Raw genomic sequence first — 22,049 nt, 5'->3', positions numbered from 1 at the left:
ATACCTAGTTTTACTAATAAAATATTTCTTTATGATTTCTCATCTTCGTATCCATACAGGCTTTTCTGTAGTCGATAGTACAGTTCGCTTAAATGATCTTTTTGAATCAGCTAAACAGAAAAATATAGTAGCTTTAGCTTTGACAGATGTCTCTAATCTTTTTGCAGCAGTTAAGTTTTATAAGCAAGCTATCAAAACAGGGATTAAGCCAATTTTTGGGGTTGAGCTAAAAGTAGACACAGAGTTTGGTATTTGTGATTTAGTTCTTTTAGCTGAGACTAATGATGGCTATCAAAATATGGTAAAGCTAATCTCAAGAGCCTATGAAGAGGCTGAAAGGTTTGGCTCTATACCTCTAGTGCCTAGAGAATGGCTGAAAGAAATGTGTTTAGAGGATATTATATGCTTAAATGGTGGGCAAAATGGTGAGATTGGCAAGGCAATCTTACAAAAAGCTAATAATTTACCTGAGATAGTAAATTACTATATTGACTGTTTTGAGAAAGATAATTTTATAATAGAAATTCATAAACTTAACTATGAAAATGAAGGCCTATATAATGAACAAGCGTTAGCTATCGCTAGTGATTATGATTTATTGGCAGTTGCGACTAACATCACTGTATTTATGGAAGCAGAAGATTTTGATATTCATGAAATACGAGCTTGTATAAATGAAAAGACTACAATACTAGATGAGACTCGTAAAACAAAGTTCACTCATGAACAGTATCTTAAGTCAGCTGATGAGATGTATCAAACATTTAGTTCATTACCTGTGTTAGTTGATAATGCTTTAGCTATTGCAAAGAGATGTAATGTGACATTTGATCTAGGAAAACCATGCTTACCTCAGATGGATATTCCAGAAGGCTTAACTGAGAGGGAGTATTTCTCAAAACTTTGCTATAAAGGTTTAGATAAGCGTTTAGAAAAAATATTAGCCAAGAAACCAATAGATAAACATGATCATGTAACTAAAGTTTATAAAGATAGGCTTCAAGTTGAGATAGATATAATCTGTGATATGGGATTTCCGGGATATTTTTTGATTGTGGAAGACTTTATTCGTTGGTGTAAGGAAAATGATATTCCAGTTGGTCCAGGGCGTGGTTCTGGTGCGGGCTCATTGGTAGCATACTCTTTGCTTATAACTGATATAGACCCACTACCGTATGGATTGCTTTTTGAGAGATTTTTAAACCCAGAGCGTGTCTCTATGCCTGACTTTGATATTGATTTCTGTATAGAGGGTCGTGATAGAGTTATCAAATATGTAGAGCAGAAGTACGGTAAGCAAAGTGTTGGACAGATTATCACTTACGGTACTATGGCAGCTAAGGGTGTAGTACGAGATGTAGTGCGTGTGATGGGGCAAGGTTATGGCTTTGGTGATATGATTGCCAAGATGATACCTGAAACTCCTGGAACTACATTTAAGAAGATACTTGTTAAAGAAAAAGATGGTGAACCAAATAAAAATTTTTGTGAAGAGCTTTATAATGAGATTCAGAATAATGAAGATGTCGCTGAGATAATCGAAAAGGCCGAAAAACTTGAGGGTTTGCCTAGGAGTTTAGGTAAGCATGCTGCGGGTCTTGTTATATCTCCAACAGTTATCTCTGATTTTGCTCCTGTGTACTGTGAAGATAAAGGTGGCGATATAGTCACACAATTTGACAAAAATGATGTCGAGGATGTAGGTCTTGTTAAGTTTGACTTTTTAGGCTTAAAAAACTTAACAATTATTAAAAAAGCACTTATAAGTATAAACGCTAAAAAAAATGCAGATGAAGAGCCACTTGATATAGCAGATATTCCTTTAGATGATAAGCTAACATTTAAGCTTTTGCAGGCTGGAAATACTACGGGTATATTTCAGTTAGAGTCTCAGGGTATGCGACAAATTGTCAAAGATTTAGGTACTTCGACTTTTGAAGAGATTATTGCACTAGTAGCTTTGTATAGACCTGGTCCAATGGAAAATATCCCAACATTTGTTGATCGTAAGCATGGCAGAAAACGCACGGTATATTTGCACCCATTATTAGAGCAGGTATTACAAGAGACTTATGGTATACCAGTCTATCAAGAGCAGGTTATGCAAATGGCTCAAAAGCTTGCTGGCTATACACTTGGCGGTGCAGATTTACTGCGTCGAGCAATGGGTAAGAAAAAGCCTGAAGAGATGGAAATGCAGCGTAAAATCTTTAAAGAGGGTGCATTAAAGCATAACGATATTGATTCGGGTTTAGCAGATGAAATATTTGATCAAATGGAAGCTTTTGCAGGTTATGGTTTTAACAAATCTCATGCTGCGGCTTATGCTCTTATAGCATATCAAACAGCGTATTTAAAAGCACATTTCCCTGATGAATATATGGCAGCTTTGATGTCTGGGGATATGGGAAATACAGATCAGTTAGTTAAGTTTATGCTTGACTGTAAGGATATGAATGTCTCGGTTAAACTGCCAGATGTAAACAAAAGTATTTATGATTGTAAGGCTGTTTCAAAAGGAGTTATATTGCTAGGACTTGGTGCGATTAAAGGCTTAGGTAGTGAAGCTATAAAAAGTATACTTACAGAGAGAGAGCAAAGTGGTAGATTTAACTCAATATTTGACCTTACTCGTAGAGTAGATTTACGTAAGGTAAATAAAAAAGCTTTAGAAGCACTTTGTTTTGCAGGAGCTTTAAATGAAATAACTGAAAATAGAGCCACAGCTTTTAATAGTATCGAAAAAGCCATTAAAAATGCAAGTTATGTAAATGATATGAATGCAGCTGGTCAAGATGATTTATTTGGGTTTAATGTCCAAGAAGAAGATACTGATAAAGAGCTTGAAAAAGAATGCTATACAAATGAATGGTGCTTGAAAGAACTTCTTATAAACGAGAAAAAAGCTCTAGGAATGTACTTTAGTGGGCATATTATAGATGATGAAAGTCATTGGCGTAATCATGTGAGTTTTAGTGATTTGGCAAGAATCCAACAGCCAAGTGCAGATGGTACTTCAGTTAGAATCATTGCAAGTATGATAACTCCAGCAATGCGTCGCCAAACAAAAACTGGTCGAGTGCTTTATATACTAAATATTGATGATGAGAAAAATAGAGCAGATTGTTTGATTAGTGAAGATGTATTTGCCTCTGTTAAGGATAATATCAAAGTTGATGATGTAATCGTAGTTGAAGGTAAAGTTAGTCGCGATGTTCAACGAGATAATAATAAACTGAGCGTGGATAAGGTTTTGCCAATAGCTGATTATATTGATGAAACATTTAGTAAGGTTAATATCACTTTAAAAAGTAACCTTATTAATTCAACCAACCTTGAAAAAGTACTTCATTCTTTAAAGGATAATATTGCTAGTGATTCTGGTGATCAAGAGCGGTCATTGAATATCTGTATCTCGTTAGATGGTGTTGATGCTAGCTTTAACTCATTGACTGAAAATTTTTCAATCTACTCACTTGTCAATAATATCAATCACTTGATTGCTGAAGGCAGTACTATTAAGCTGGAAGGATAGAGTGTTAGTTTTCTTATCTCACCACATTATTGCTTTGTGTTTGTTTTTAGTAGTTATGGGATTTTTAGCAAGTTTCATAGATGCTATCGCAGGTGGTGGAGGGCTTATTAGTATACCGGCTTTAAGTATGACAGGTCTGCCCATTGCAATGGTGCTTGGGACAAATAAACTACAAGCTAGTATAGGTACAGGCACTGCAGTTTTTAAGTACTATAAAAATGGGCTTATAAATTTTAAGACAGTGATACGAGGCTTAATTGCAGGATTCATAGGAGCATCTTTAGGAACTATATTAGCATTAGTAATTGATAATGAATTTATGAACTTTGTTGTTCCAGTACTATTGGTTTTTGTGTTTGTCTTTAGCCTATTTAATAAAAACCTTGGTGTAGCTGCTGGCAAAAAAAGGATGTCAGAGCTTGCCTTTTTTACACTGTTTGGGTTTCTGCTTGGCGCCTATGATGGTTTCTTTGGACCTGGAACAGGTAATTTTTGGATTATAGCTATTGTGTACTTTTTAGGTTATACATTTCTTCAGGCTTCAGGTTATGCAAAAGTACTTAACCTTAAAAGTAATGTCTTTTCACTGATAGTTTTCTTATTGGCGGGTCATGTCAATATACTTTATGGCTTGGTGATGGCAGTAGGGAGCTTCTTTGGTGGTATGGCTGGTTCTAAGATGGTTATATTAAAAGGATCAAAACTTGTTAGACCGATATTTATGATAGTTGTAGGGGTTACGATTTTGGTCTTTATAGTTTCAAAAGTTTATAGCTAATTAAGACTGTTGATTTAATCAAATTACTCAAGAAAACAAGATAACTGAGCAGAGTCTCGGTTTTCTTAGGTTTACAGTAAATATTTCGAGATGGTCACTGGCTTGTCGAATGTACTCAATGTGCTTTTGTTATTAAATCAACAATCTTTAATTATAAGAATCTAAGTGCAAATAACGAATTTATATTAGAGTTGGTATAAATCTAGAAATCACTAGACTCATGTTCTTTATATTTCGGTTTTTCAGCCTGACCAAGTTTTAGCCAAATTTTTTGAGCAGTTTTAGTTTTTCCCCAGAATGGGTAGTTAATAATTTCAGTTAGATTATTAGCTATTTTAGGATTAGTTTTGAAGTGAACATATTTACCTTTAGAAATTGAGTCTAATGGAGGATATCCAAACCCATTTTTCCAATCATATGGATCTTTAGCAAAACCTGCCCAACTTTTACTCATTAGATTAGCTAGAGCAATATCATTTTCACTCGCATTTTTAACTGTTGTTTGAGTACCATCTGGTTGTTTCACAACAAAGTTATGAAACACATAAGGCAGTTCGTATGTGTGGCATACTTCATTTAGACAGCGTTCTAAGTTTTGATAATTAAAACTAGACTGCTTTGAGAAGTAGTAACTATAAACTGGCTCTTTTGATATCGATTGTTTGTCCCAACTCTTTTGTAACGCATGCAGATTACCATACCCAAAGCTATAATCAGTCATTATTTTAGACATTGCTTGAGCTGCTGGAGTCATAGTTGATTCTGAATCAGAATCATAGTTATTAGGGTTATAGATAGCGTTACCTTCTTTGTCTTTGAAGTTGATAATATTCTTATATCCAATATTTCCAAAGTCACTTAATAATGCTTTTTTTAAATTAGATTTAGTAAATTTGTTTGGGTCTGGCATAAAAAATATACCTTCATTTTTATTGAGCCCAAAAACATAAGGTTTAGGTGAATTACCTTCATGGTAGCCATCCATTGGCTGACCAGTTACAGGTGAAACACCAACAGTTGGAGTCCACCATGTACCTTGTGCCATACCGTTTATTACTAAGTTAAAAATTCCTCCAGGTAAAGTTTTGTCTTGTGATTGCATAATTGCATCGACCGGAAGAGATTGAAGCCACTCTAAATCATTACCTTTAGCATCATCATCTTTTATGTTTTTATTAATTAATTTCACAAAATTTTTACCAACCAACTCAGCTTCGATAGCATCAGCATACGGAACACTGTATGGATTACTTTCCATTATTGCCGCTCTAAATAAATCATTACTCTTAGGTACAGACATTAAATGGAAGCCTACAGACATAGCTCCAGCACTTTCACCAAATAGTGTTATCTTATCAGGGTCTCCACCAAAGTTCTTGATATTTTCTTTGATCCATTTCATAGCAGTTATTTGATCAAGTAAGCCAAAGTTACCTTTTATGTTAGTAGCATTCTCCATGTATCTTAAAAATCCTAAAGCACCAAGGCGATAGTTAAGCGTTACAACAATAACATCATGTTTAGCTGCTAGATATGTACCGTTATAAATTTCTAGCCCCCCAGCACCGACGACAAATCCACCTCCAGGAATAAATATCATTACAGGCAGGTTTTTCTTATCACCCTTAGGTTTCCAAATGTTTAAGTTTAAGCAGTCTTCACTACCCTTATACTTAGATTCGCCAGATGGCTGTACGCAGTTATTGCCTAACTGAGTTGCTTGAAATACATCTTGGTCAAATTTACCGATAGGTTCAGGAGCTTTCCATCTAAGTTTACCAACAGGAGGTTTTGCAAAAGGAACTCCTAAGTATGCTTCAGCTGTTTGTGAAGATCTTTGCTGTTGTATCCCGCATAGCTTACCACTGTTTGTACTAATAATCTCTGATGATTTATCACAATCTGGTTTTGCTTGAGCTGTTGTTGATAGGGCGATTACCCCTAAAAACATAATTGTTTTTTATATGATTTAAGCAATTGATACATGTATTTAAAACCATCATTCTAATGGTGAATTACTACTATAGAATATAGCATTGTTATGTAACCTATAGAAGAGTTTTGTTTGTACTTAAATTAATAACTTATGTTACGCACTAAACATAATCTTGAGCAAAAGATTTTTAGGTTGTTATTGGCACACTCAGCGGGACTCGAACCCACGCCACCGCCTTCGGAGGGCGATACTCTATCCAGTTAAGCTATGAGTGCAAAACCACAATGTATAATATAGATTATAGAATGTTTTCTCTAGCCTTTAATATAAGTTGTTTATGAGATTAGCTAATTTTTGAGGGTATTCCCAGTCTATAGCATGTCCAGAATTTGTAAAGTAGATAACATTAAGTGTAGACTTATCTTTCAGTTCGTTTATAGTGTCTTGGTTTAGATTGTAGTCCAAAATTACATCATTTTTTGCAAGAAATATAGTCGTTGGAGTTGTGATTCTTTTGAAGTTATAAACATTTTCCTTATTTTCCATCCAATTCTTTAGTGCTATTTTTTGTGTTGCATATATTTTGGAGCCTGGAAATAATTTATCTATAGTAGGATCTATAAACCGTTTAATCTCACCCTTAAGTTGCTTTGGTCTATAACTATATATATTATTAGTGAAGACATAGTTATATATATCTTCAGAGATTCGAAAATTTGGTTTTTCTTGAAGTTTTTTGGGCTCTTTATAATTCTCTTCTGGTAAAGCCGGAGATATAAGCAGTAGACTTTTAAAAAGCTTTTTATCATCAAAAACCGACTGTAAAGCCACACTGCCACCCATTGACCAACCTAGTAGAGATACATTTTTTAGTTTTTTGATTTTTATGAAATCATTAGTATCACGTGCTAAATCTTTAATTGTAAAGTCTATGTTTTTAAGAGGCTGCGAGGTATTTATTCCTCTATAGTCAAGTATGTATAGATTATATTTCTCAGATAAAAATAAAATAAAATCTCTTGGCCAGAAGTTTGCAGTGGTTCCTATTCCTGTAAGCATAATAAGATCTTGTTTAGCTTTGTCAGGAGTTGTTTGATAATAATGAATATCAGTATGATTAGTTGAAACTTCTTTACTTTGTAACTCAAGAGAAAAAGCATTAATCGTGAGTAAGTAAAGTAATATAGAGACTATTTTTTTCATTAAAAATTATTTTAACAAATTCATGTTTAAATACATATTAACATATTATTTATTTTTTACATTAAAAAATAGGTTTTTTAAAAGCATTAGCTAATGTTTGAAAAAAAGAGTTTGAACATGCTATAGATTATTTATATTGTCTGCAAGTTTTTGTGCCTGATCCCAGGCAATTGCATGACCAGAGTTTTTAAAATACTTAACCTTAATTCTTTTCTGATCTTTTACTTCTGTGATCGTAGCTTTAATTTGATTAACACGCTCTATTTTATCATCTAGAGAAATATAAATATCAATTGGAATTTTGATTTGTTTGAACTTTTCCAAATTATCATCATCAGCTCGCCACTTAGTAACACCAGTTATTTGTCTAGCTAAAACATCATTAGAAGGAAAAAGTTGTTTTATATCAGAATTTATAAATCTGTTTCGTTCAACATCTAAGTTTTCTTTTGAGTAGTTATATAAGTTTATGTTAAAAACATAATTATAAATATCATCATCTGTTTTAAACTTTGGAGGTTTTGGGATTTTTTGTGTTGATGTCTTAGGCAAAGCTGGAGATAGAAGTATAAGGTGAGAAAAGTCTTTAGGATAATCAGAAACTGTTTCAATAGCTATAGCTCCGCCCATAGACCAGCCTAGTAGATATGGATTAGAAATATTGAGTTTTTTAACAAATTTATCTACATCAATGGCTGTATCTTTAATTGCATAGCTTACACTAGAGGTATTTTTTGTATTAATGTTTCTATAGTCAAGAATGTATAGATTATATTTTTCAGATAGCTTATCTATAAAATCCTTTGGCCAAAAGTTAGTCGTAGTACCACGCCCAGTAAGCATAATAAGGTTTGGCTTAGCTTTATCAGAGATAGTTTGATAATAATGAATATCAATGTTTTTATTTATATTGATAACTTTGCTTTTTAAGTCAATCGAATAGCCAAAGCTAATCATTATGAGTAAGAAGAATACGCCTACAGTTTTTTTCATAATCTGTAAATATAGTATTTGATATGTTCAATATATTAAACCTTTTAAAGAAATATCTCAAAAAAAATCTTGAAAACAAGTTTTTAGTCTCAATATAGATGACTGTAGGGAAGCGAAGTTAGGTATAAGGCTTTGACCTACAAAAAAATTAAAACTTAATTTAAAAGAATAAAGTAAATCAACAAAGGAGTAAGATTGTTATGAATATTCGTCCATTACAAGATAGAGTATTGGTTCGCCGTAGTGCTGAAGAAACTAAATCAGCTGGTGGGATTATCTTAACTGGTAGTGCTCAAGAAAAGCCAAGCCAAGGTGAGATAGTTGCAGTTGGTAACGGTAAAAAATTAGACAATGGTTCTACACAACCTATGGATGTAAAAGTAGGTGATAAAGTACTTTTCGGTAAGTTCTCAGGCTCTGAAGTAAAGGTTGGTGATGAGACTCTACTAATGATGGTAGAAAATGACATTATGGGAATTATTGGGTAATTAGTTTTAGAATATTTATTTAAAGGAGAATAACAATGGCAGCGAAAGAAGTTTTATTTTCAGATGAAGCTCGTGCAAAAATGCTTGATGGTGTAAATACACTAGCAAATGCAGTAAAAGTAACTCTAGGACCTAAAGGTCGTAATGTAGTTTTAGATAAATCGTTCGGTGCTCCGACTATCACTAAAGATGGTGTTTCTGTTGCTAAAGAAATCGAGCTTGAAGATAAGTTTGAAAACATGGGTGCTCAAATCGTAAAAGAAGTAGCATCAAAAACTGCTGATGTAGCCGGTGACGGTACTACTACTGCTACTGTACTTGCTCAAGCACTTCTTACGGAAGGTTTAAAAGCAGTTGCTGCAGGTATGAACCCTATGGATCTTAAGCGTGGTATCGATAAAGCCGCTATCAAGCTAGTAGAAGAGCTAAAGGTTCTTTCTAAGCCTTGTTCTGATGCTAAATCTATCGAGCAGGTTGGTACTATCTCTGCAAACTCTGATGCTAGAGTTGGTAAAATTATCGCTGATGCAATGGCAAAAGTTGGTAAAGAGGGTGTAATCACTGTAGAAGAAGGAAAAGGCTTTGAAGATGAGCTTGATGTTGTTGAAGGTATGCAGTTTGATCGTGGATATTTATCTCCGTACTTTGCTACAAACCAAGAAAACATGACTACTGATTTAGAAAACCCATACATCTTATTAGTAGATAAAAAGATCGCGAATATCCGTGATTTACTTTCTATACTAGAAGGTGTATCTAAGTCTGGTAAAGCTTTACTTGTAATTGCTGAGGATGTAGAAAGTGAAGCATTGGCTACTTTAGTTGTAAACAACATGCGCGGTGTAGTAAAAGTATGTGCTGTAAAAGCTCCAGGTTTTGGTGATAGAAGAAAAGCTATGATGGAAGACATTGCAATCCTAACAGGTGCAACTGTTATCTCTGAAGAGTTAGGTATGAAGTTAGAAGAAGCTGGTATGGAAAGTTTAGGTACTGCAAACCGTGTTCAGGTAACTAAAGATGATACTACTATCATTGATGGAGCTGGCGATAAAGATGCTATAGCAAATAGAGTTAAGCAACTAAAAGCAAATGTTGAAGAAGTATCTTCAGATTATGACCGTGAAAAACTTCAAGAAAGGTTAGCAAAGCTTTCTGGTGGTGTAGCAGTAATTAAGGTTGGTGCTATTACAGAAGCTGAGATGAAAGAGAAAAAAGATCGTGTAGATGATGCACTTCATGCAACTCGTGCTGCTGTAGAAGAAGGTATAGTTGCTGGTGGTGGTGTAGCACTTATAAGAGCTCAAAAGGCTTTAGAAGGCTTAACTGGTGATAATGAAGATCAAAACCATGGTATTACATTACTTAAAAAAGCAATTGAATCTCCACTTAGACAAATCGTACAAAATGCAGGTGGTGAAGCATCTGTGGTAGTGAATGAAGTAAAAGCTAAATCTGGCAGTCATGGTTATAATGCTGCTAATGATACTTATGGTGATATGGTTGAAATGGGTATATTAGATCCAACTAAGGTTACTCGTTCTGCTTTACAACATGCTGCATCTATTGCTGGTCTTATGATTACTACAGAAGCTATGGTTGGCGAAATCAAAGAAGACGCTCCTGCTATGCCTCCTATGGGTGGCGGCATGGGCGGAATGCCAGGCATGATGTAGTTGGAAAATATTATGTGCTAATTCTTAACATCTGATTAGCATTTCTTTGAAACTCGTAAGAGCTTTTCTCAATATTATACTTATAGTTATTTTTGTCTAATACTTCCAATACCTTATTTAAGTGTTTAGATCTATTTGATTCTAAATCAAGTATTGGAAATATTCTTACTTCAGATTTTGCTAATCTACACATCTCTAAAATTGATTTTATGTGAAAATCTAAATCTAGGTGCTTGCTATATAAAAATAAAAAGTGAGAGCATAGGACTATATCAAAAGATTTATCAACAAACGAAGATAGGTTTGGTAGCATATTATATACGTATCTACCTTGAGATTTGGTTCTGTCGCAAACTGGGTAGATGGATACAGTATTTCAGAAATCATCTATCACTAGATACAGTTATGCCGCTATTGCATAAAATTGATCCCATAGAGTCATCTTACCAGCATTAATGTGCTGACCTTTTTTAATCATGTTAACCAACTCGTAACCTGCTATAGTAGATTCCATAGAGTCCCATGATTTAAACCCTAACATGGGTCGAGTCAATCTTTTTTATATTTCTATGATCCTGCTCTATCAAATTATTAAGATACTTATTTTGTCAGTTTGCGACAGAATCCTGATATATCATGGCTTGACCAGAAATAGTCTTATCTAAAACTAGATCAGTGACATATCTATATTTATTTGTCTAAATAAAGTTACTACTCTACTTTTATTTAGTGTTTTAAAACTTTGATCTAATGTATCGCAAATATATTGGTCTCCGTATAAAATTTTATCTATAATATTTGCTGAAAGAATAAACTCTTGTTGAGTAGAACTTTGATTATGTTTGTAATAAAAATAAAAAGCTATTCCTAATGATTTTATATTTTTTTTTAAAATAAGTTGTAACTGTAGATGTTGCATTTTACGATCAATAAAATCTAAAGCTAGTATCATTAATATAGGTAATGTTCTATCAATATGTCTTATTTTATGATAATGATCTATAGTATCTATCATATGTTTTCTATATAGTTGACGACGTAATAACGTTTTTTCATTCGCTGCATACCAATGCTCCTGACTAGCAATAGAATTACGACGTACGACATTACCAGGATCAATACATACTGGAGTATTATATTTGGCACTCTGCAATAAGTTATTCTGACAATATCCATCTAATATTAACCTTCCATGTTCTATATATGTCTTAAATATAAATGATGCTTGTTCTATAGGAGATAATGTTTCATTTTCAATTAATGGTGATATCCATAAATCTTGTGATACATGAGCTAGTACTTCTTGTGGTAATGTTGGATTTATTTCATTAAATACTCTTACAGAACGTTCAGATTTATCCATTAAACCAAGTTCATTTTTAGCAACTTTAACAACAAATCCTTGACCATCAGTATATGCCTTATTATAACTTCCTTCACCTATGAATGTCCAATAACGTTTATCATGATAAATAGTATTGTCAGATTTTTGAAGTGGTCTTTTTCTTGATCTCATAAGAGTTATATCTAATTGTTGAGAAATAGGAGAAATTCTTCCTTGAGTCTGTTGTTCATGATTAGCAGATGTATGATTATTTTGAATAGAGTCTAATGGTGAAATGGCATCAGGTAATGCTAAAAGATTAAGCATTTGGTGAATGGCTTGGGACTTTGGAGTAGGATTATGAAGAGTTTTTATACTATTGATGTCATGAGTTCTAAGTCTAGAACGTTGTGACATAGGTTCTGAAGATAACCATTCTAAAGTAATATATTCAGGATAATCATCAGCTATAATAGTTGGAGGCATTACATCTGCCCCTATAATATTCATACTAAAATAACCTGTTACTTGATATCCTTGAGCTAATAAACATTTAATAAGAGTATGATATGTAGCACCTTTAAGAGCGCCTAATTTATGAGTTAAAGCTTGTTCTATTTCTTCAATAGTATCTTTATAGATTGTAGAGGTGTCTAATATAAATCTTTCAGAAGATCTCGATTTACTAGTAACTAAAAATTCTATAGTTTGTTGAGTTTTATATATGTAAATAGCATCATCAATTAAATTACTACTGTCAGGTGCAAGTTGACAAAAAAATAATTCTCTAGTTAAATTATTGAAACTATCATCCATGATAGTATCAATAATAGATATAGATAATTTAATCCAATTATCATTATATGGTTCAATAATTAATGTTCTATTATCTTCAGGTAAAATATCGCAATTATTTATTCCTAAGTTAATTGCTTTAATTAATAACTGTTGTAATTGTTTAATCTCCATATTAGGATAGAATTTATGCCAATGATAGCAATCTAAAAAATACACGTCTGGTTCATTTGTTTGACTGATTAGTTGGTATTGAAAAATATTTATAGGATTTAATAAATTATTGAGTATTTCGCTAGGAGAAATATTACGTCTCTCCCAAACAGCTAATAATTGGTAACATTCTTGAGTTGATAACATACATGTAATAATACTTGTAGTTGGATTAAAGTAGAGTGGTTTATTTTTAAATTGATATTTGTTAATTATATTGCTTAATGTTTGACATATATTTGGATTCAATATAGAACTATCAATAAGAATCTTACATGGTTGTTCAGATATAACTTGTCCTTGTTTTAATAAATTCAATAGAACTCCAGATATCATATATTGTTCTATTCTAAATGCTTCTAAATGAGATTGAAGTATAGTTATTAATAATTGAATATTTTCGATAGAATGAAATAAAAAGTGGTAATTATTTAATGCATGTAAACGCATCCCTCCACTGGAACCACTAGCGATTAAAACTATTTGTTTTTTATTATAGCCATTACTATGTAATGCTTTATGGACTGCAATAACAGCTTCTAAATTAACTGATCCTCCATTACTAGAGGCTAATCTAATTATATCTTCTGATTTATACCCTAATCTAGTTAATTGAGAATGAAGTCTCAAAACAGCTTCTAAATTAACTGATCCTCCATCATGAGAGGCTAATCTAATGATATCTTCTGATTTATACCCTAACCCAATTAATTGAGGATTAAGTCTCAAAACAGCTTCTAAATTAACTGATCCTCCATTACTAGAGGCTAATCTAATTATATCTTCTGATTTATACCCTAACCCAATTAATTGAGGATTAAGTCTCAAAACAGCTTCTAAATTAACTGATCCTCCATTACTAGAGGCTAATCTAATGATATCTTCTGATTTATACCCTAACCCAATTAATTGAGGATTAAGTCTCAAAACAGCTTCTAAATTAATTGATCCTCCATCATGAGAGGCTAATCTAATGATATCTTCTGATTTATACCCTAACCCAATTAATTGAGGATTAAGTCTCAAAACAGCTTCTAAATTAACTGATCCTCCATCATGAGAGGCTAATCTAATGATATCTTCTGATTTATACCCTAACCCAATTAATTGAGGATTAAGTCTCAAAACAGCTTCTAAATTAACTGATCCTCCACCATGAGAGGCTAATCTAATTATATCTTCTGATTTATACCCTAATCTAGTTAATTGAGAATGAAGTCTCAAAACAGCTTCTAAATTAACTGATCCTCCACCATGAGAGGCTAATCTAATGATATCTTCTGATTTATACCCTAACCCAATTAATTGAGGATTAAGTCTCAAAACAGCTTCTAAATTAACTGATCCTCCACCATGAGAGGCTAATCTAATTATATCTTCTGATTTATACCCTAATCTAGTTAATTGAGAATGAAGTCTCAAAACAGCTTCTAAATTAACTGATCCTCCACCATGAGAGGCTAATCTAATGATATCTTCTGATTTATACCCTAACCCAATTAATTGAGGATTAAGTCTCAAAACAGCTTCTAAATTAACTGATCCTCCACCATGAGAGGCTAATCTAATTATATCTTCTGATTTATACCCTAATCTAGTTAATTGAGAATGAAGTCTCAAAACAGCTTCTAAATTAACTGATCCTCCACCATGAGAGGCTAATCTAATTATATCTTCTGATTTATACCCTAATCTAGTTAATTGAGAATGAAGTCTCAGAACAGCTTCTAAATTAACTGATCCTCCATCATGAGAGGCTAATCTAATGATATCTTCTGATTTATACCCTAACCCAATTAATTGAGGATTAAGTCTCAAAACAGCTTCTAAATTAACTGATCCTCCACCATGAGAGGCTAATCTAATTATATCTTCTGGTTTATACCCTAACCCAGTTAATTTAGAATCATATGGTATAAGATTTTTGAGCATAAATCCATCATGATTTAATTTAAGTAAATTAACACAATGATTAATTTTATAACCTACACTTTTTAATTTAGGATATGTTTTGAAAAATACTTGTATACCATCATTATTACCATTAGCTGCAACTACTAAATTAACTCTATTTTCTAAACTTATTTCTTGTGTAACAAATGAATTATTATTAGTAAGTAATGTGTTTAATAATATTGAACAATTATATCTGTCTGCACATGGCCTCAAATGACTTTGTGTATAACCTAATTGGTATAATTGTTCTTCAATATTAATACCTTGATCTGTTTCAAGTGAAGCTTTTGCTTGAAATTGTAATTTAGCTAATTCTTCTTGGGCGTAATTTAATCCTTCTGGACTTAAATTCATTTTGCTAAAATCCAGTAAAAATTTGCGTTTACTTGTACGATATGATCTAAGTTTTTTATTAATTGCTATTTTTTCTTGCTTTAATGTAAGAGTCATAAATTAATTGTGTTGTAAAGTTAATTATATGAATTTATATTATACGGTTCTGTCGCAAATATCTGTAATAGTTTCATTTTTCTTATGATCACTATTCTCTAGATACGGTTCTGTCGCAAACTGGGTAGATGGATACAGTATTTCAGAAATCATCTATCACTAGATACAGTTATGCCGCTATTGCATAAAATTGATCCCATAGAGTCATCTTACCAGCATTAATGTGCTGACCTTTTTTAATCATGTTAACCAACTCGTAACCTGCTATAGTAGATTCCATAGAGTCCCATGATTTAAACCCTAACATGGGTCGAGTCAATCTTTTTTATATTTCTATGATCCTGCTCTATCAAATTATTAAGATACTTATTTTGTCTAATCTCTATACCGTGAGTTAACCATATCCCAAGCAAAAACAGAAAGATATTAATACTTAGCAAAGCAGCCTCATTAGCACCAGATTTATCTACATTGACTTTCTCTGGCAAACCATGTTTACCAATGGTTTGCTTGAAGAATTTACGAGCTGACTTTTCATCTCTTTTAGGAGAAACCATAAACTCTAATGTATCTCCATGCTTATCTATTGCTCGGTATAGATATACATCTCTACCTTTATGCTTTAGGTAGGTTTCATCCATCTTCCAGCTGATATAACTACCATACTTCCTGAATTTCTTACTAAAAGTTTCTTCTAGCTCTTTAGCATATTTGATAACCCAGCAGTTTATAGTACTGTGATCTACACTTATTCCGCGCTCTTTCATTAACTCTTCTACATGTCTATAGCTGAGTGGGTATGATAAATACCAACGTAGGGCTTGAAGGATTAACATTTATATTGATAGGATACTTACTTTATAAATTCAGAAGATAATAAATGCTTAAAAAAAATATCTCTATTTTCAATAATAACAATCCTTTTAATTTTTTCATTTGGTTATAGTTCTTCTAAAGAAATGAATTTTGCAAAAGCTGATGCAATTATTGATAATGATGTAGCAAATGGCTTTAGTGGAGCTGTTTTACTTGTTATAGATGGGTGACAAAATTGTAAAACAAAGTGCGTATGGCTATCAGGTAATGTTTAAGCCAGGTTGTGAAACAAATGCTGACTATAGCATACCAAAGAACTGTTATTTGGCAGATAAAGATAGAACTTTGATGAATACAGATACTATTTTTGATTTAGCTTCTTTGACTAAAGTTTACTCAACGGTTATAGCAATGATGCATCTTTCATATATTAGTAAACTTGATATAAACAAGCCCGTTGCTTTTTATATAAAAGATTATCCATATAAAGATATAACTGTAAAGCAAGTTGCTGAATATACAGCAGGTTTTGCACCTGAGGTAAATTTTTATAATAAAAATGCTGTTATGACAAATGGTAAAACTGTTGCAGAAAATGGTTTTTATTCTCAAGATAGGGCGACAACTATAGACTTTATTACAGGTAGAAATGATAGTGGTAATAATCCTAAGCACCTAATCACACCGCGTGTGTATAAACCAGGTACAGAGAATGTTTATAGTGATACGGACTTTATGTTGCTTGGAGTTATTATTGAAAATATCGTAGGTATGCCACAAAATAAATATGTAGAGAGTGAAATCTATAAACCTTTAGGCATAAGTTTAAAATATCATGCCCGAAGGCATGAAGATACAGCCTAAAAACATAGCTCAAACAGCTGTTGGGAATTGGTCTGTAGATGCTGATAATAAAAAATCACCTTACGATAATATGCGAGTTAATCCGATACAAGGACATTCTCATGATGAAAAACTATTTTATAGTATGGGTGGGGTATCAGGACATGTAGGTCTATTTGGTAGTGCTAAAGATTTGGCAGTACTTGTTAAGTTATTACTAAACATCGGTAGTTATAATGGAGTTACGCTTTTTGATAAAGCTACTTTGGATAAATATATAGCTCCGGAAGTTCATAATGATACTTACGCTACAGGTTGGCGTCGAGCTGGCTCTCAAGGTACTATGGCATGGATGATGGGTGAGTATGCTAGCTCAAATACTTACGGACATACAGGCTTCACAGGAATGGATACTGTGATAGATCCAGATAATAACTTTGGTATTATCTTATTAACGAATAAACTTCAAAGTCAGCAATTATCAAAAGCTAAATTTGCATCAGCTAAGTATAAAACACCGAATTATAGTGCTGTGATGAATGCTGTAGAAGAGGAGGTTTTAAAAATTAAGAACTAAAGAAGAGAATAAAATATCACTTGTGAAATCAAAGCCATTTGAATTATGCACATACTGATTCATATAACCGATCTCAATATGAGCTGTTTTATTAAAATTATAACCTAAACCAGCAAAAGCACGGTTTTGTATTAAGGTGGCATTTTCTATATTGCCATCACCATTGAAGTTGTTAAAAAACTCATTAAAAGCTATAACTTCAGTCTTACGATCCTCAGATATAGGATAAGCACCTCTAAGCATATATCTACCTCGTAAAACTGTGAATTTTCTAGTAGAGATGATTAACTCTTCAAGACGAGCACGAAAAAAATATTTTAGATCATTGTACTTGTTTCTATATAAGTACTGTTGCCAAATACCACTAGTATTTACAACCTCAGGGACAAGATCTCTAGTTTTAATATAGTCTGCCCCTAACCATAAACTATGTCGTTCATTTAGTTTATATCCTATACCACCTCTTAGTAGTGTTTGGTAGTGTCTACTTGCATCATCACCGAACCTTTCTTGATAAGTAAGCTCGTATATAAAGTTTGAAAGTCTTGGATCGACTTTGTCAAAGCCACCGAAAGCTGTGATATTATTCCATGATTGAAAATCGCGACCAATCTCTTCTCTTCTCTTAGAGAAAGCTATTCCTATAAATATAATTAAAAATAATATTATAACTATCAACTTTTTCATAGGTATATCGAAGACTTAAGTAATCAGTATTTATTTAAAATATTATCAAGGATACTTGTAGGTAGTATTCTCTTAAATATACCCATAAACCAAGTAGCTTTAGTTATATAATATCTTGGTTTAGGCTTGTCAGAGTTCATAATTTTTTCAACAACTTTAACTACAGAAATAGCTCCCTCATTAAATGGAACTTTTTTATTTTGTCTTGCTAGTATTTTTTCATAGTCTTTTTTGTGTGCAGAATTTTCAGAGTTTACATTTTTGATCGTTTTTATAGAATTTTCTCTAAATTTACTGGTTACAGGCCCTGTATTTAGTAGGCTCATATAGATATTTGAGCCTTGCAGTTCAAGACGCATAGTATCGGCGATACCTTCGATAGCGTATTTACTTGCATTATAAGCACCACGATATTTCATAGAAATAAGTCCAAGAACAGAGCTATGTTGAATAATCTTCCCAGAGCCTTGTTTACGCATAATTTTTACAGCTTTATTGGTTATGTAATGAAGCCCAAAAACATTAGTTTCAAATTGCTCCTTTAGATATTTAGTGTCAATATCTTCTAAAGCACCAGCTTGACCAAAGCCGGCATTATTAAAGACAACATCTAGCTTGCCAGCTGTTTTTTCTAAAATATCTGTCAAAGCATCATCTATTTGCTGATAATTTGTAACATCAACAAGATATACATCAAAGCCCTCTTCTTTCAGCATTTCAAAATCTTTATTTTGTCTTACAGAGGCAAAAACTTTATGCCCTAGGTTTTTTAGGTATTTAGCTGTTTCATAACCAATACCCCCATGAGAGCATCCTGTTATAAATATTGATTGTTGTTTCATTAAGATTATTTATTTGTAAATTGCTATGATGATTTTATCATTTTTTAGTTTAACTTATTAGGTCGCAATTTCAAAACAGGGTAATTAGTATATTTAATTTTAGATTAGTGTATCTATAAACTTTATTTTCCACCTGCCATATCTATAAATGTACCTGTGCAATAATTAGCACCATCAGATAGTAGCCAAATAACGCCACTTGCCACTTCTGTTGGAAATCCACCTCTTTTAAGAGGGATTTTATCTTTTAATTTTTCTATTCTATCAGGATCTCCAGATAATCTATGAATATCTGAGTGTATAAATCCTGGTCGAATACTATTTACTAAGATTCCATCATCTGCAAGTTCAAGAGATAATCCTGTTGTGAGAGTGTCCATAGCACCCTTTGTACAAGCATAATCAATATATTCATTAGCAGATCCAAGTCTTGAAGCAGCTGAAGAGATGTTGATGATCTTACCGCCATTATTACCATGTTTTTTCGACATGTATTTTATGGCACTCTTACAACAAAGCATTGTACCGAGTACATTAATGTCAAAAATACTAGAAAGGCGCTCATGAGACATATCCTCAAATCGTGATGCTGGGAATATAGTACTAGCGTTATTTATAACAGCATAGATGCTACCAAACTTACTGTAAAAATCTTTAAACATTTCTATAACATCATTTTCATTCGATATATCTGCCTGAAATACTTCAGCTTTTACACCAATATTACTTATTTGCTTAACTAAGGTATCTATCTCATTTGAATTTTTGTGGTAATGTAGTCCAATATTGTAACCTTGATTAGCAGCTTGAAGAGCTATAGCTGCACCTATTTTGCCATTAGCTCCAGTTATAAGAATATTTTTTGTCATGAGCTTGTTCTTTGATTGCTATATCTTGTCATTATAACTTTTTATGATTGTGATACCATATAGTTTTGATTTAAAAATTTATCTTATAGAGAGTTTATGAGTTTCTCAAAAAAGCATATATTCTGTGCATCTGCAAGTACTGTAGTTGAGTGGTATGACTTTATGTTATTTGCTTATCTTACTACTATATTTGCACATAATTTTTTTCCATCTGCTAGTCCATCTAGTGCAATTTTGATGACTTTTGGCGTGTTTGCTGCAGGTTTTTTTATGGGGCCAATTGGAAGCCTAGTAATAGGGAGTGTTGGAGATAGATTCGGAAGGAAAGTTGCTTTAGTGCTTTCTATATCATTGATGATTATACCAATGATTGTGATAGCTATTTTACCTACATATAATAGTATTGGCATTTTAGCTCCTATAATTTTAGTCTTAATGAGATTAGTGCAAGGTTTTTCAATAGGAGGATCTTATGGAGGAGTTATGGTTTTGATGATTGAGTCAGCTAAACCAAATCGTAGAGGGTTTGTAGCAAGTTTCGCAACGATGGCTTCGGGGACAGGAGTTTTTATAGCATCTTTAATAGTAATGCTTTTAACCTATAAACTAGGTAATCAAGCATTAGAAAGCTGGGGGTGGAGATTAGGTTATTTTATAGGCTTAGTACTAGCTATTTTAGCTTTAATCATGAGGCTTAGCATACCAGAGAGTAGTTCCTTTGAAAATCTTGAAGAACAAGGTGAGTTATCAAGCAAGCCAGTAAGATCGATGTTGAAAAAACAATTCAAACCATTATTTTTTGCAATATCAATATCAGCTTATGGAAATATTGCTTACTACCTTGTTTTATCGTATTTAGAGACACATTTTATACAAATTGGTTATGATGAATTTACATCTTTGGCAATTATAACTATTTTTAGTTTATTTTTTTCATTCTCAGCACCATTTTGGGGATGGTTAAGTGACTTATATGGGCGTAAAACTCTTATCAAAGTTGCTATTGCTTTGTATATATTAGTATCTTACCCTGCATTTATGATTATGGGTAGTAGCCTGGCAATGTTAGTTTTAGCAGTGATTTTACTTAGTTTGCCCCTTATGTTGATATGGGGGTCTTATGGTGCAGCAGCTCCAGAACTATTTCGAGCCAAATATCGCTATAGTGGAAATGCGTTAAGTTACAATATTGGTAACTCTTTTTTTGGAGGAACAATTCCTTTTGTAGCAACTTTACTATTTGTCTCACTAGGGTTTAATGCACCCGCTTGGCTGCTTATAGTTTCCTCAGTTATAATGATTCCAATAATTTATTGTATGCCAGAGACTAGGCAGAAAAGTGTCTGAAAAATGTGAGGTTATAGTTTTTTTCGGATGAAAAGCATATCAAGTGCTAGCTATTATTAAAATAAATGCTTCTTACTAAGAGCAATCTTCAGCTGAAATTTCTTAATAGCTTCTTGTGGTAATATATGGCGTATACCATATATTGGAAAGTCCATAGAGTTATATAGATATGTGTTTATAGCATCAATCAATTTCATTTTATTATCTTCGCTGATAGTACCTGGTTCATATTTCATCAAATTAGTAATTGCTAGTCTTGATAGTTCTTTCTTAGCCATACACTCAACAGTTAATTCTTTTAAGCAAATACCCCAAGTTCCATCTACCCAATAGCCCCATGCTTGATCAAAATTTTGACAACCTGGAGTTTTTATACCTTTGAATTCTTTTTCTAACTGAATGCGAAAATTTACTTTAAGCTGTTGATTTACTTCTGTTAGCTCGTGAAACGCAGATAAAGCAAGAGCTTCTTTTGCCAAGTTTATAATTGATGGATGATAATAGTGTACTCTAGTTGAAACAAGATGATCTTCTGCAACAGGACTTGAAAACATGTCAGTAGAGCGTACCTCGTAAGAAGGTCTCGGAATACATTGAGCTCTTTCTAATTTACAAATATCTAGTTCATCGACATTACATTTTTCAGCAAGCTCTAATAATGTTATATACTTTACCTTGATAAATTTTTTCATTTTTTCTTGTTTCAACTGTTGCATATAGTTGT

General features: G+C 32.7%; 17 protein-coding genes, 1 tRNA gene and 1 pseudogene. 7 read left to right on the top strand and 12 right to left on the bottom strand.

All coding sequences use genetic code 11. From position 1 onward, the window contains the following. The first annotated feature begins 31 nt into the window (after positions 1-31). Both dnaE and CDH04_RS07215 read left to right on the top strand, forming a co-directional pair. Entirely contained in the window at positions 32-3,535 is a 3,504-nt protein-coding gene (dnaE, locus tag CDH04_RS07220) for a DNA polymerase III subunit alpha (RefSeq protein ID WP_112870379.1), read from the top strand. A 55-nt stretch (positions 3,536-3,590) separates the two neighbouring features. Continuing rightward, on the top strand, positions 3,591-4,313 hold the full coding sequence (locus CDH04_RS07215; protein ID WP_112870925.1) for a TSUP family transporter: 723 nt from the start codon (positions 3,591-3,593) through the stop codon (positions 4,311-4,313). A 202-nt stretch (positions 4,314-4,515) separates the two neighbouring features. Here CDH04_RS07215 and CDH04_RS07210 read toward each other — a convergent pair whose 3' ends face one another. The 4 genes from CDH04_RS07210 to CDH04_RS07195 all read right to left on the bottom strand — a co-directional run bounded on the left by CDH04_RS07210 (position 4,516) and on the right by CDH04_RS07195 (position 8,445). After that, positions 4,516-6,264 (bottom strand): carboxylesterase family protein, encoded by a 1,749-nt coding sequence (locus CDH04_RS07210; RefSeq protein ID WP_112870378.1) that lies wholly within the window; start codon positions 6,262-6,264, stop codon positions 4,516-4,518. A gap of 184 nt (positions 6,265-6,448) precedes the next feature. After that, positions 6,449-6,524 (bottom strand) — tRNA-Arg (locus CDH04_RS07205). A gap of 46 nt (positions 6,525-6,570) precedes the next feature. Next, complete coding sequence (locus CDH04_RS07200; protein WP_112870377.1) at positions 6,571-7,452, bottom strand: alpha/beta fold hydrolase; 882 nt, start codon at positions 7,450-7,452, stop codon at positions 6,571-6,573. 120 nt (positions 7,453-7,572) lie between these two features. After that, positions 7,573-8,445: an alpha/beta fold hydrolase gene (locus CDH04_RS07195; RefSeq protein WP_112870376.1), complete on the bottom strand. Its 873-nt coding sequence runs from the start codon at positions 8,443-8,445 to the stop codon at positions 7,573-7,575. A gap of 200 nt (positions 8,446-8,645) precedes the next feature. Here CDH04_RS07195 and CDH04_RS07190 point away from each other — a divergent pair, with 200 nt between their 5' ends. Together CDH04_RS07190 and groL are read left to right on the top strand one after the other, a co-directional pair. Beyond that, positions 8,646-8,933 (top strand): co-chaperone GroES, encoded by a 288-nt coding sequence (locus tag CDH04_RS07190; RefSeq protein ID WP_112870375.1) that lies wholly within the window; start codon positions 8,646-8,648, stop codon positions 8,931-8,933. A gap of 35 nt (positions 8,934-8,968) precedes the next feature. After that, the gene (gene groL / locus CDH04_RS07185; protein WP_112870374.1) at positions 8,969-10,606 is read left to right on the top strand and encodes a chaperonin GroEL; all 1,638 of its coding nucleotides are present in this window, start codon (positions 8,969-8,971) and stop codon (positions 10,604-10,606) included. Between the two features lie 10 nt (positions 10,607-10,616). On the opposite strand, the gene CDH04_RS07180 is transcribed toward groL, so the two are convergent. From CDH04_RS07180 to CDH04_RS07165, 4 genes and pseudogenes are all read right to left on the bottom strand, one after another. Then, the gene (locus tag CDH04_RS07180; RefSeq protein WP_112870373.1) at positions 10,617-10,919 is read right to left on the bottom strand and encodes a hypothetical protein; all 303 of its coding nucleotides are present in this window, start codon (positions 10,917-10,919) and stop codon (positions 10,617-10,619) included. Positions 10,920-11,009: 90 nt separating this feature from the next. Then, positions 11,010-11,208 (bottom strand): annotated as a pseudogene (locus CDH04_RS07175) (DDE-type integrase/transposase/recombinase); the annotation flags it as partial. Positions 11,209-11,273: 65 nt separating this feature from the next. Beyond that, positions 11,274-15,248: a hypothetical protein gene (locus CDH04_RS07170; RefSeq protein WP_216821886.1), complete on the bottom strand. Its 3,975-nt coding sequence runs from the start codon at positions 15,246-15,248 to the stop codon at positions 11,274-11,276. A gap of 265 nt (positions 15,249-15,513) precedes the next feature. Continuing rightward, a protein-coding gene (locus CDH04_RS07165; protein WP_234393534.1) for an IS6 family transposase occupies positions 15,514-16,180 on the bottom strand; the annotation gives its coding sequence in 2 pieces (ribosomal slippage) (positions 15,514-15,669 and positions 15,671-16,180; 666 coding nt in all). A gap of 202 nt (positions 16,181-16,382) precedes the next feature. Between CDH04_RS07165 and CDH04_RS10060 the strand changes: the two genes are divergently transcribed. Then, complete coding sequence (locus CDH04_RS10060; RefSeq protein WP_112870371.1) at positions 16,383-17,024, top strand: serine hydrolase; 642 nt, start codon at positions 16,383-16,385, stop codon at positions 17,022-17,024. Then, complete coding sequence (locus CDH04_RS10055) at positions 17,008-17,580, top strand: serine hydrolase (protein WP_162699214.1); 573 nt, start codon at positions 17,008-17,010, stop codon at positions 17,578-17,580. Before CDH04_RS10060 ends, CDH04_RS10055 begins: the two co-directional genes overlap by 17 nt. Here the strand turns inward: CDH04_RS10055 and CDH04_RS07150 are convergent. The 3 genes from CDH04_RS07150 to CDH04_RS07140 all read right to left on the bottom strand — a co-directional run bounded on the left by CDH04_RS07150 (position 17,563) and on the right by CDH04_RS07140 (position 19,978). Further along, positions 17,563-18,267 carry a DUF2490 domain-containing protein gene (locus CDH04_RS07150; protein ID WP_112870369.1) on the bottom strand — a complete coding sequence of 235 codons (705 nt, stop codon included), beginning with the start codon at positions 18,265-18,267 and terminating at the stop codon, positions 17,563-17,565. The two genes, CDH04_RS10055 and CDH04_RS07150, sit on opposite strands and share 18 nt — an antisense overlap. A 23-nt stretch (positions 18,268-18,290) precedes the next feature. Next, positions 18,291-19,109: an SDR family NAD(P)-dependent oxidoreductase gene (locus tag CDH04_RS07145; RefSeq protein ID WP_162699213.1), complete on the bottom strand. Its 819-nt coding sequence runs from the start codon at positions 19,107-19,109 to the stop codon at positions 18,291-18,293. Between the two features lie 122 nt (positions 19,110-19,231). After that, positions 19,232-19,978: an SDR family oxidoreductase gene (locus tag CDH04_RS07140; RefSeq protein ID WP_112870367.1), complete on the bottom strand. Its 747-nt coding sequence runs from the start codon at positions 19,976-19,978 to the stop codon at positions 19,232-19,234. Between the two features lie 96 nt (positions 19,979-20,074). Here CDH04_RS07140 and CDH04_RS07135 point away from each other — a divergent pair, with 96 nt between their 5' ends. Continuing rightward, positions 20,075-21,325 (top strand): MFS transporter, encoded by a 1,251-nt coding sequence (locus CDH04_RS07135; RefSeq protein ID WP_112870366.1) that lies wholly within the window; start codon positions 20,075-20,077, stop codon positions 21,323-21,325. A gap of 56 nt (positions 21,326-21,381) precedes the next feature. Here CDH04_RS07135 and CDH04_RS07130 read toward each other — a convergent pair whose 3' ends face one another. Further along, positions 21,382-22,041 carry a DUF6058 family natural product biosynthesis protein gene (locus tag CDH04_RS07130; RefSeq protein ID WP_162699212.1) on the bottom strand — a complete coding sequence of 220 codons (660 nt, stop codon included), beginning with the start codon at positions 22,039-22,041 and terminating at the stop codon, positions 21,382-21,384. Between the last annotated feature and the right edge of the window lie 8 nt (positions 22,042-22,049).

The sequence above is a fragment of the Francisella adeliensis genome (assembly GCF_003290445.1).
GTDB lineage: Bacteria > Pseudomonadota > Gammaproteobacteria > Francisellales > Francisellaceae > Francisella > Francisella adeliensis.
The sequence above is the reverse complement of the archived record's forward strand: the minus strand, read 5'-3'. Positions and strand labels throughout refer to the sequence as shown.

Bases quoted from the DNA above. Each gene is read 5' to 3' on its own strand.
- CDH04_RS07135 (WP_112870366.1), top strand. From the start codon at position 20,075: ATGAGTTTCTCAAAAAAGCATATATTCTGTGCATCTGCAAGTACTGTA.
- CDH04_RS07130 (WP_162699212.1), bottom strand. From the start codon at position 22,041: ATGCAACAGTTGAAACAAGAAAAAATGAAAAAATTTATCAAGGTAAAG.
- groL (WP_112870374.1), top strand. From the start codon at position 8,969: ATGGCAGCGAAAGAAGTTTTATTTTCAGATGAAGCTCGTGCAAAAATG.
- CDH04_RS07215 (WP_112870925.1), top strand. From the start codon at position 3,591: ATGGGATTTTTAGCAAGTTTCATAGATGCTATCGCAGGTGGTGGAGGG.
- CDH04_RS07140 (WP_112870367.1), bottom strand. From the start codon at position 19,978: ATGACAAAAAATATTCTTATAACTGGAGCTAATGGCAAAATAGGTGCA.
- CDH04_RS07195 (WP_112870376.1), bottom strand. From the start codon at position 8,445: ATGAAAAAAACTGTAGGCGTATTCTTCTTACTCATAATGATTAGCTTT.
- CDH04_RS10060 (WP_112870371.1), top strand. From the start codon at position 16,383: ATGGGTGACAAAATTGTAAAACAAAGTGCGTATGGCTATCAGGTAATG.
- CDH04_RS07170 (WP_216821886.1), bottom strand. From the start codon at position 15,248: ATGAATTTAAGTCCAGAAGGATTAAATTACGCCCAAGAAGAATTAGCT.
- CDH04_RS07200 (WP_112870377.1), bottom strand. From the start codon at position 7,452: ATGAAAAAAATAGTCTCTATATTACTTTACTTACTCACGATTAATGCT.
- dnaE (WP_112870379.1), top strand. From the start codon at position 32: ATGATTTCTCATCTTCGTATCCATACAGGCTTTTCTGTAGTCGATAGT.
- CDH04_RS07210 (WP_112870378.1), bottom strand. From the start codon at position 6,264: ATGTTTTTAGGGGTAATCGCCCTATCAACAACAGCTCAAGCAAAACCA.
- CDH04_RS07150 (WP_112870369.1), bottom strand. From the start codon at position 18,267: ATGAAAAAGTTGATAGTTATAATATTATTTTTAATTATATTTATAGGA.
- CDH04_RS10055 (WP_162699214.1), top strand. From the start codon at position 17,008: ATGAAGATACAGCCTAAAAACATAGCTCAAACAGCTGTTGGGAATTGG.
- CDH04_RS07190 (WP_112870375.1), top strand. From the start codon at position 8,646: ATGAATATTCGTCCATTACAAGATAGAGTATTGGTTCGCCGTAGTGCT.
- CDH04_RS07145 (WP_162699213.1), bottom strand. From the start codon at position 19,109: ATGAAACAACAATCAATATTTATAACAGGATGCTCTCATGGGGGTATT.
- CDH04_RS07180 (WP_112870373.1), bottom strand. From the start codon at position 10,919: ATGCTACCAAACCTATCTTCGTTTGTTGATAAATCTTTTGATATAGTC.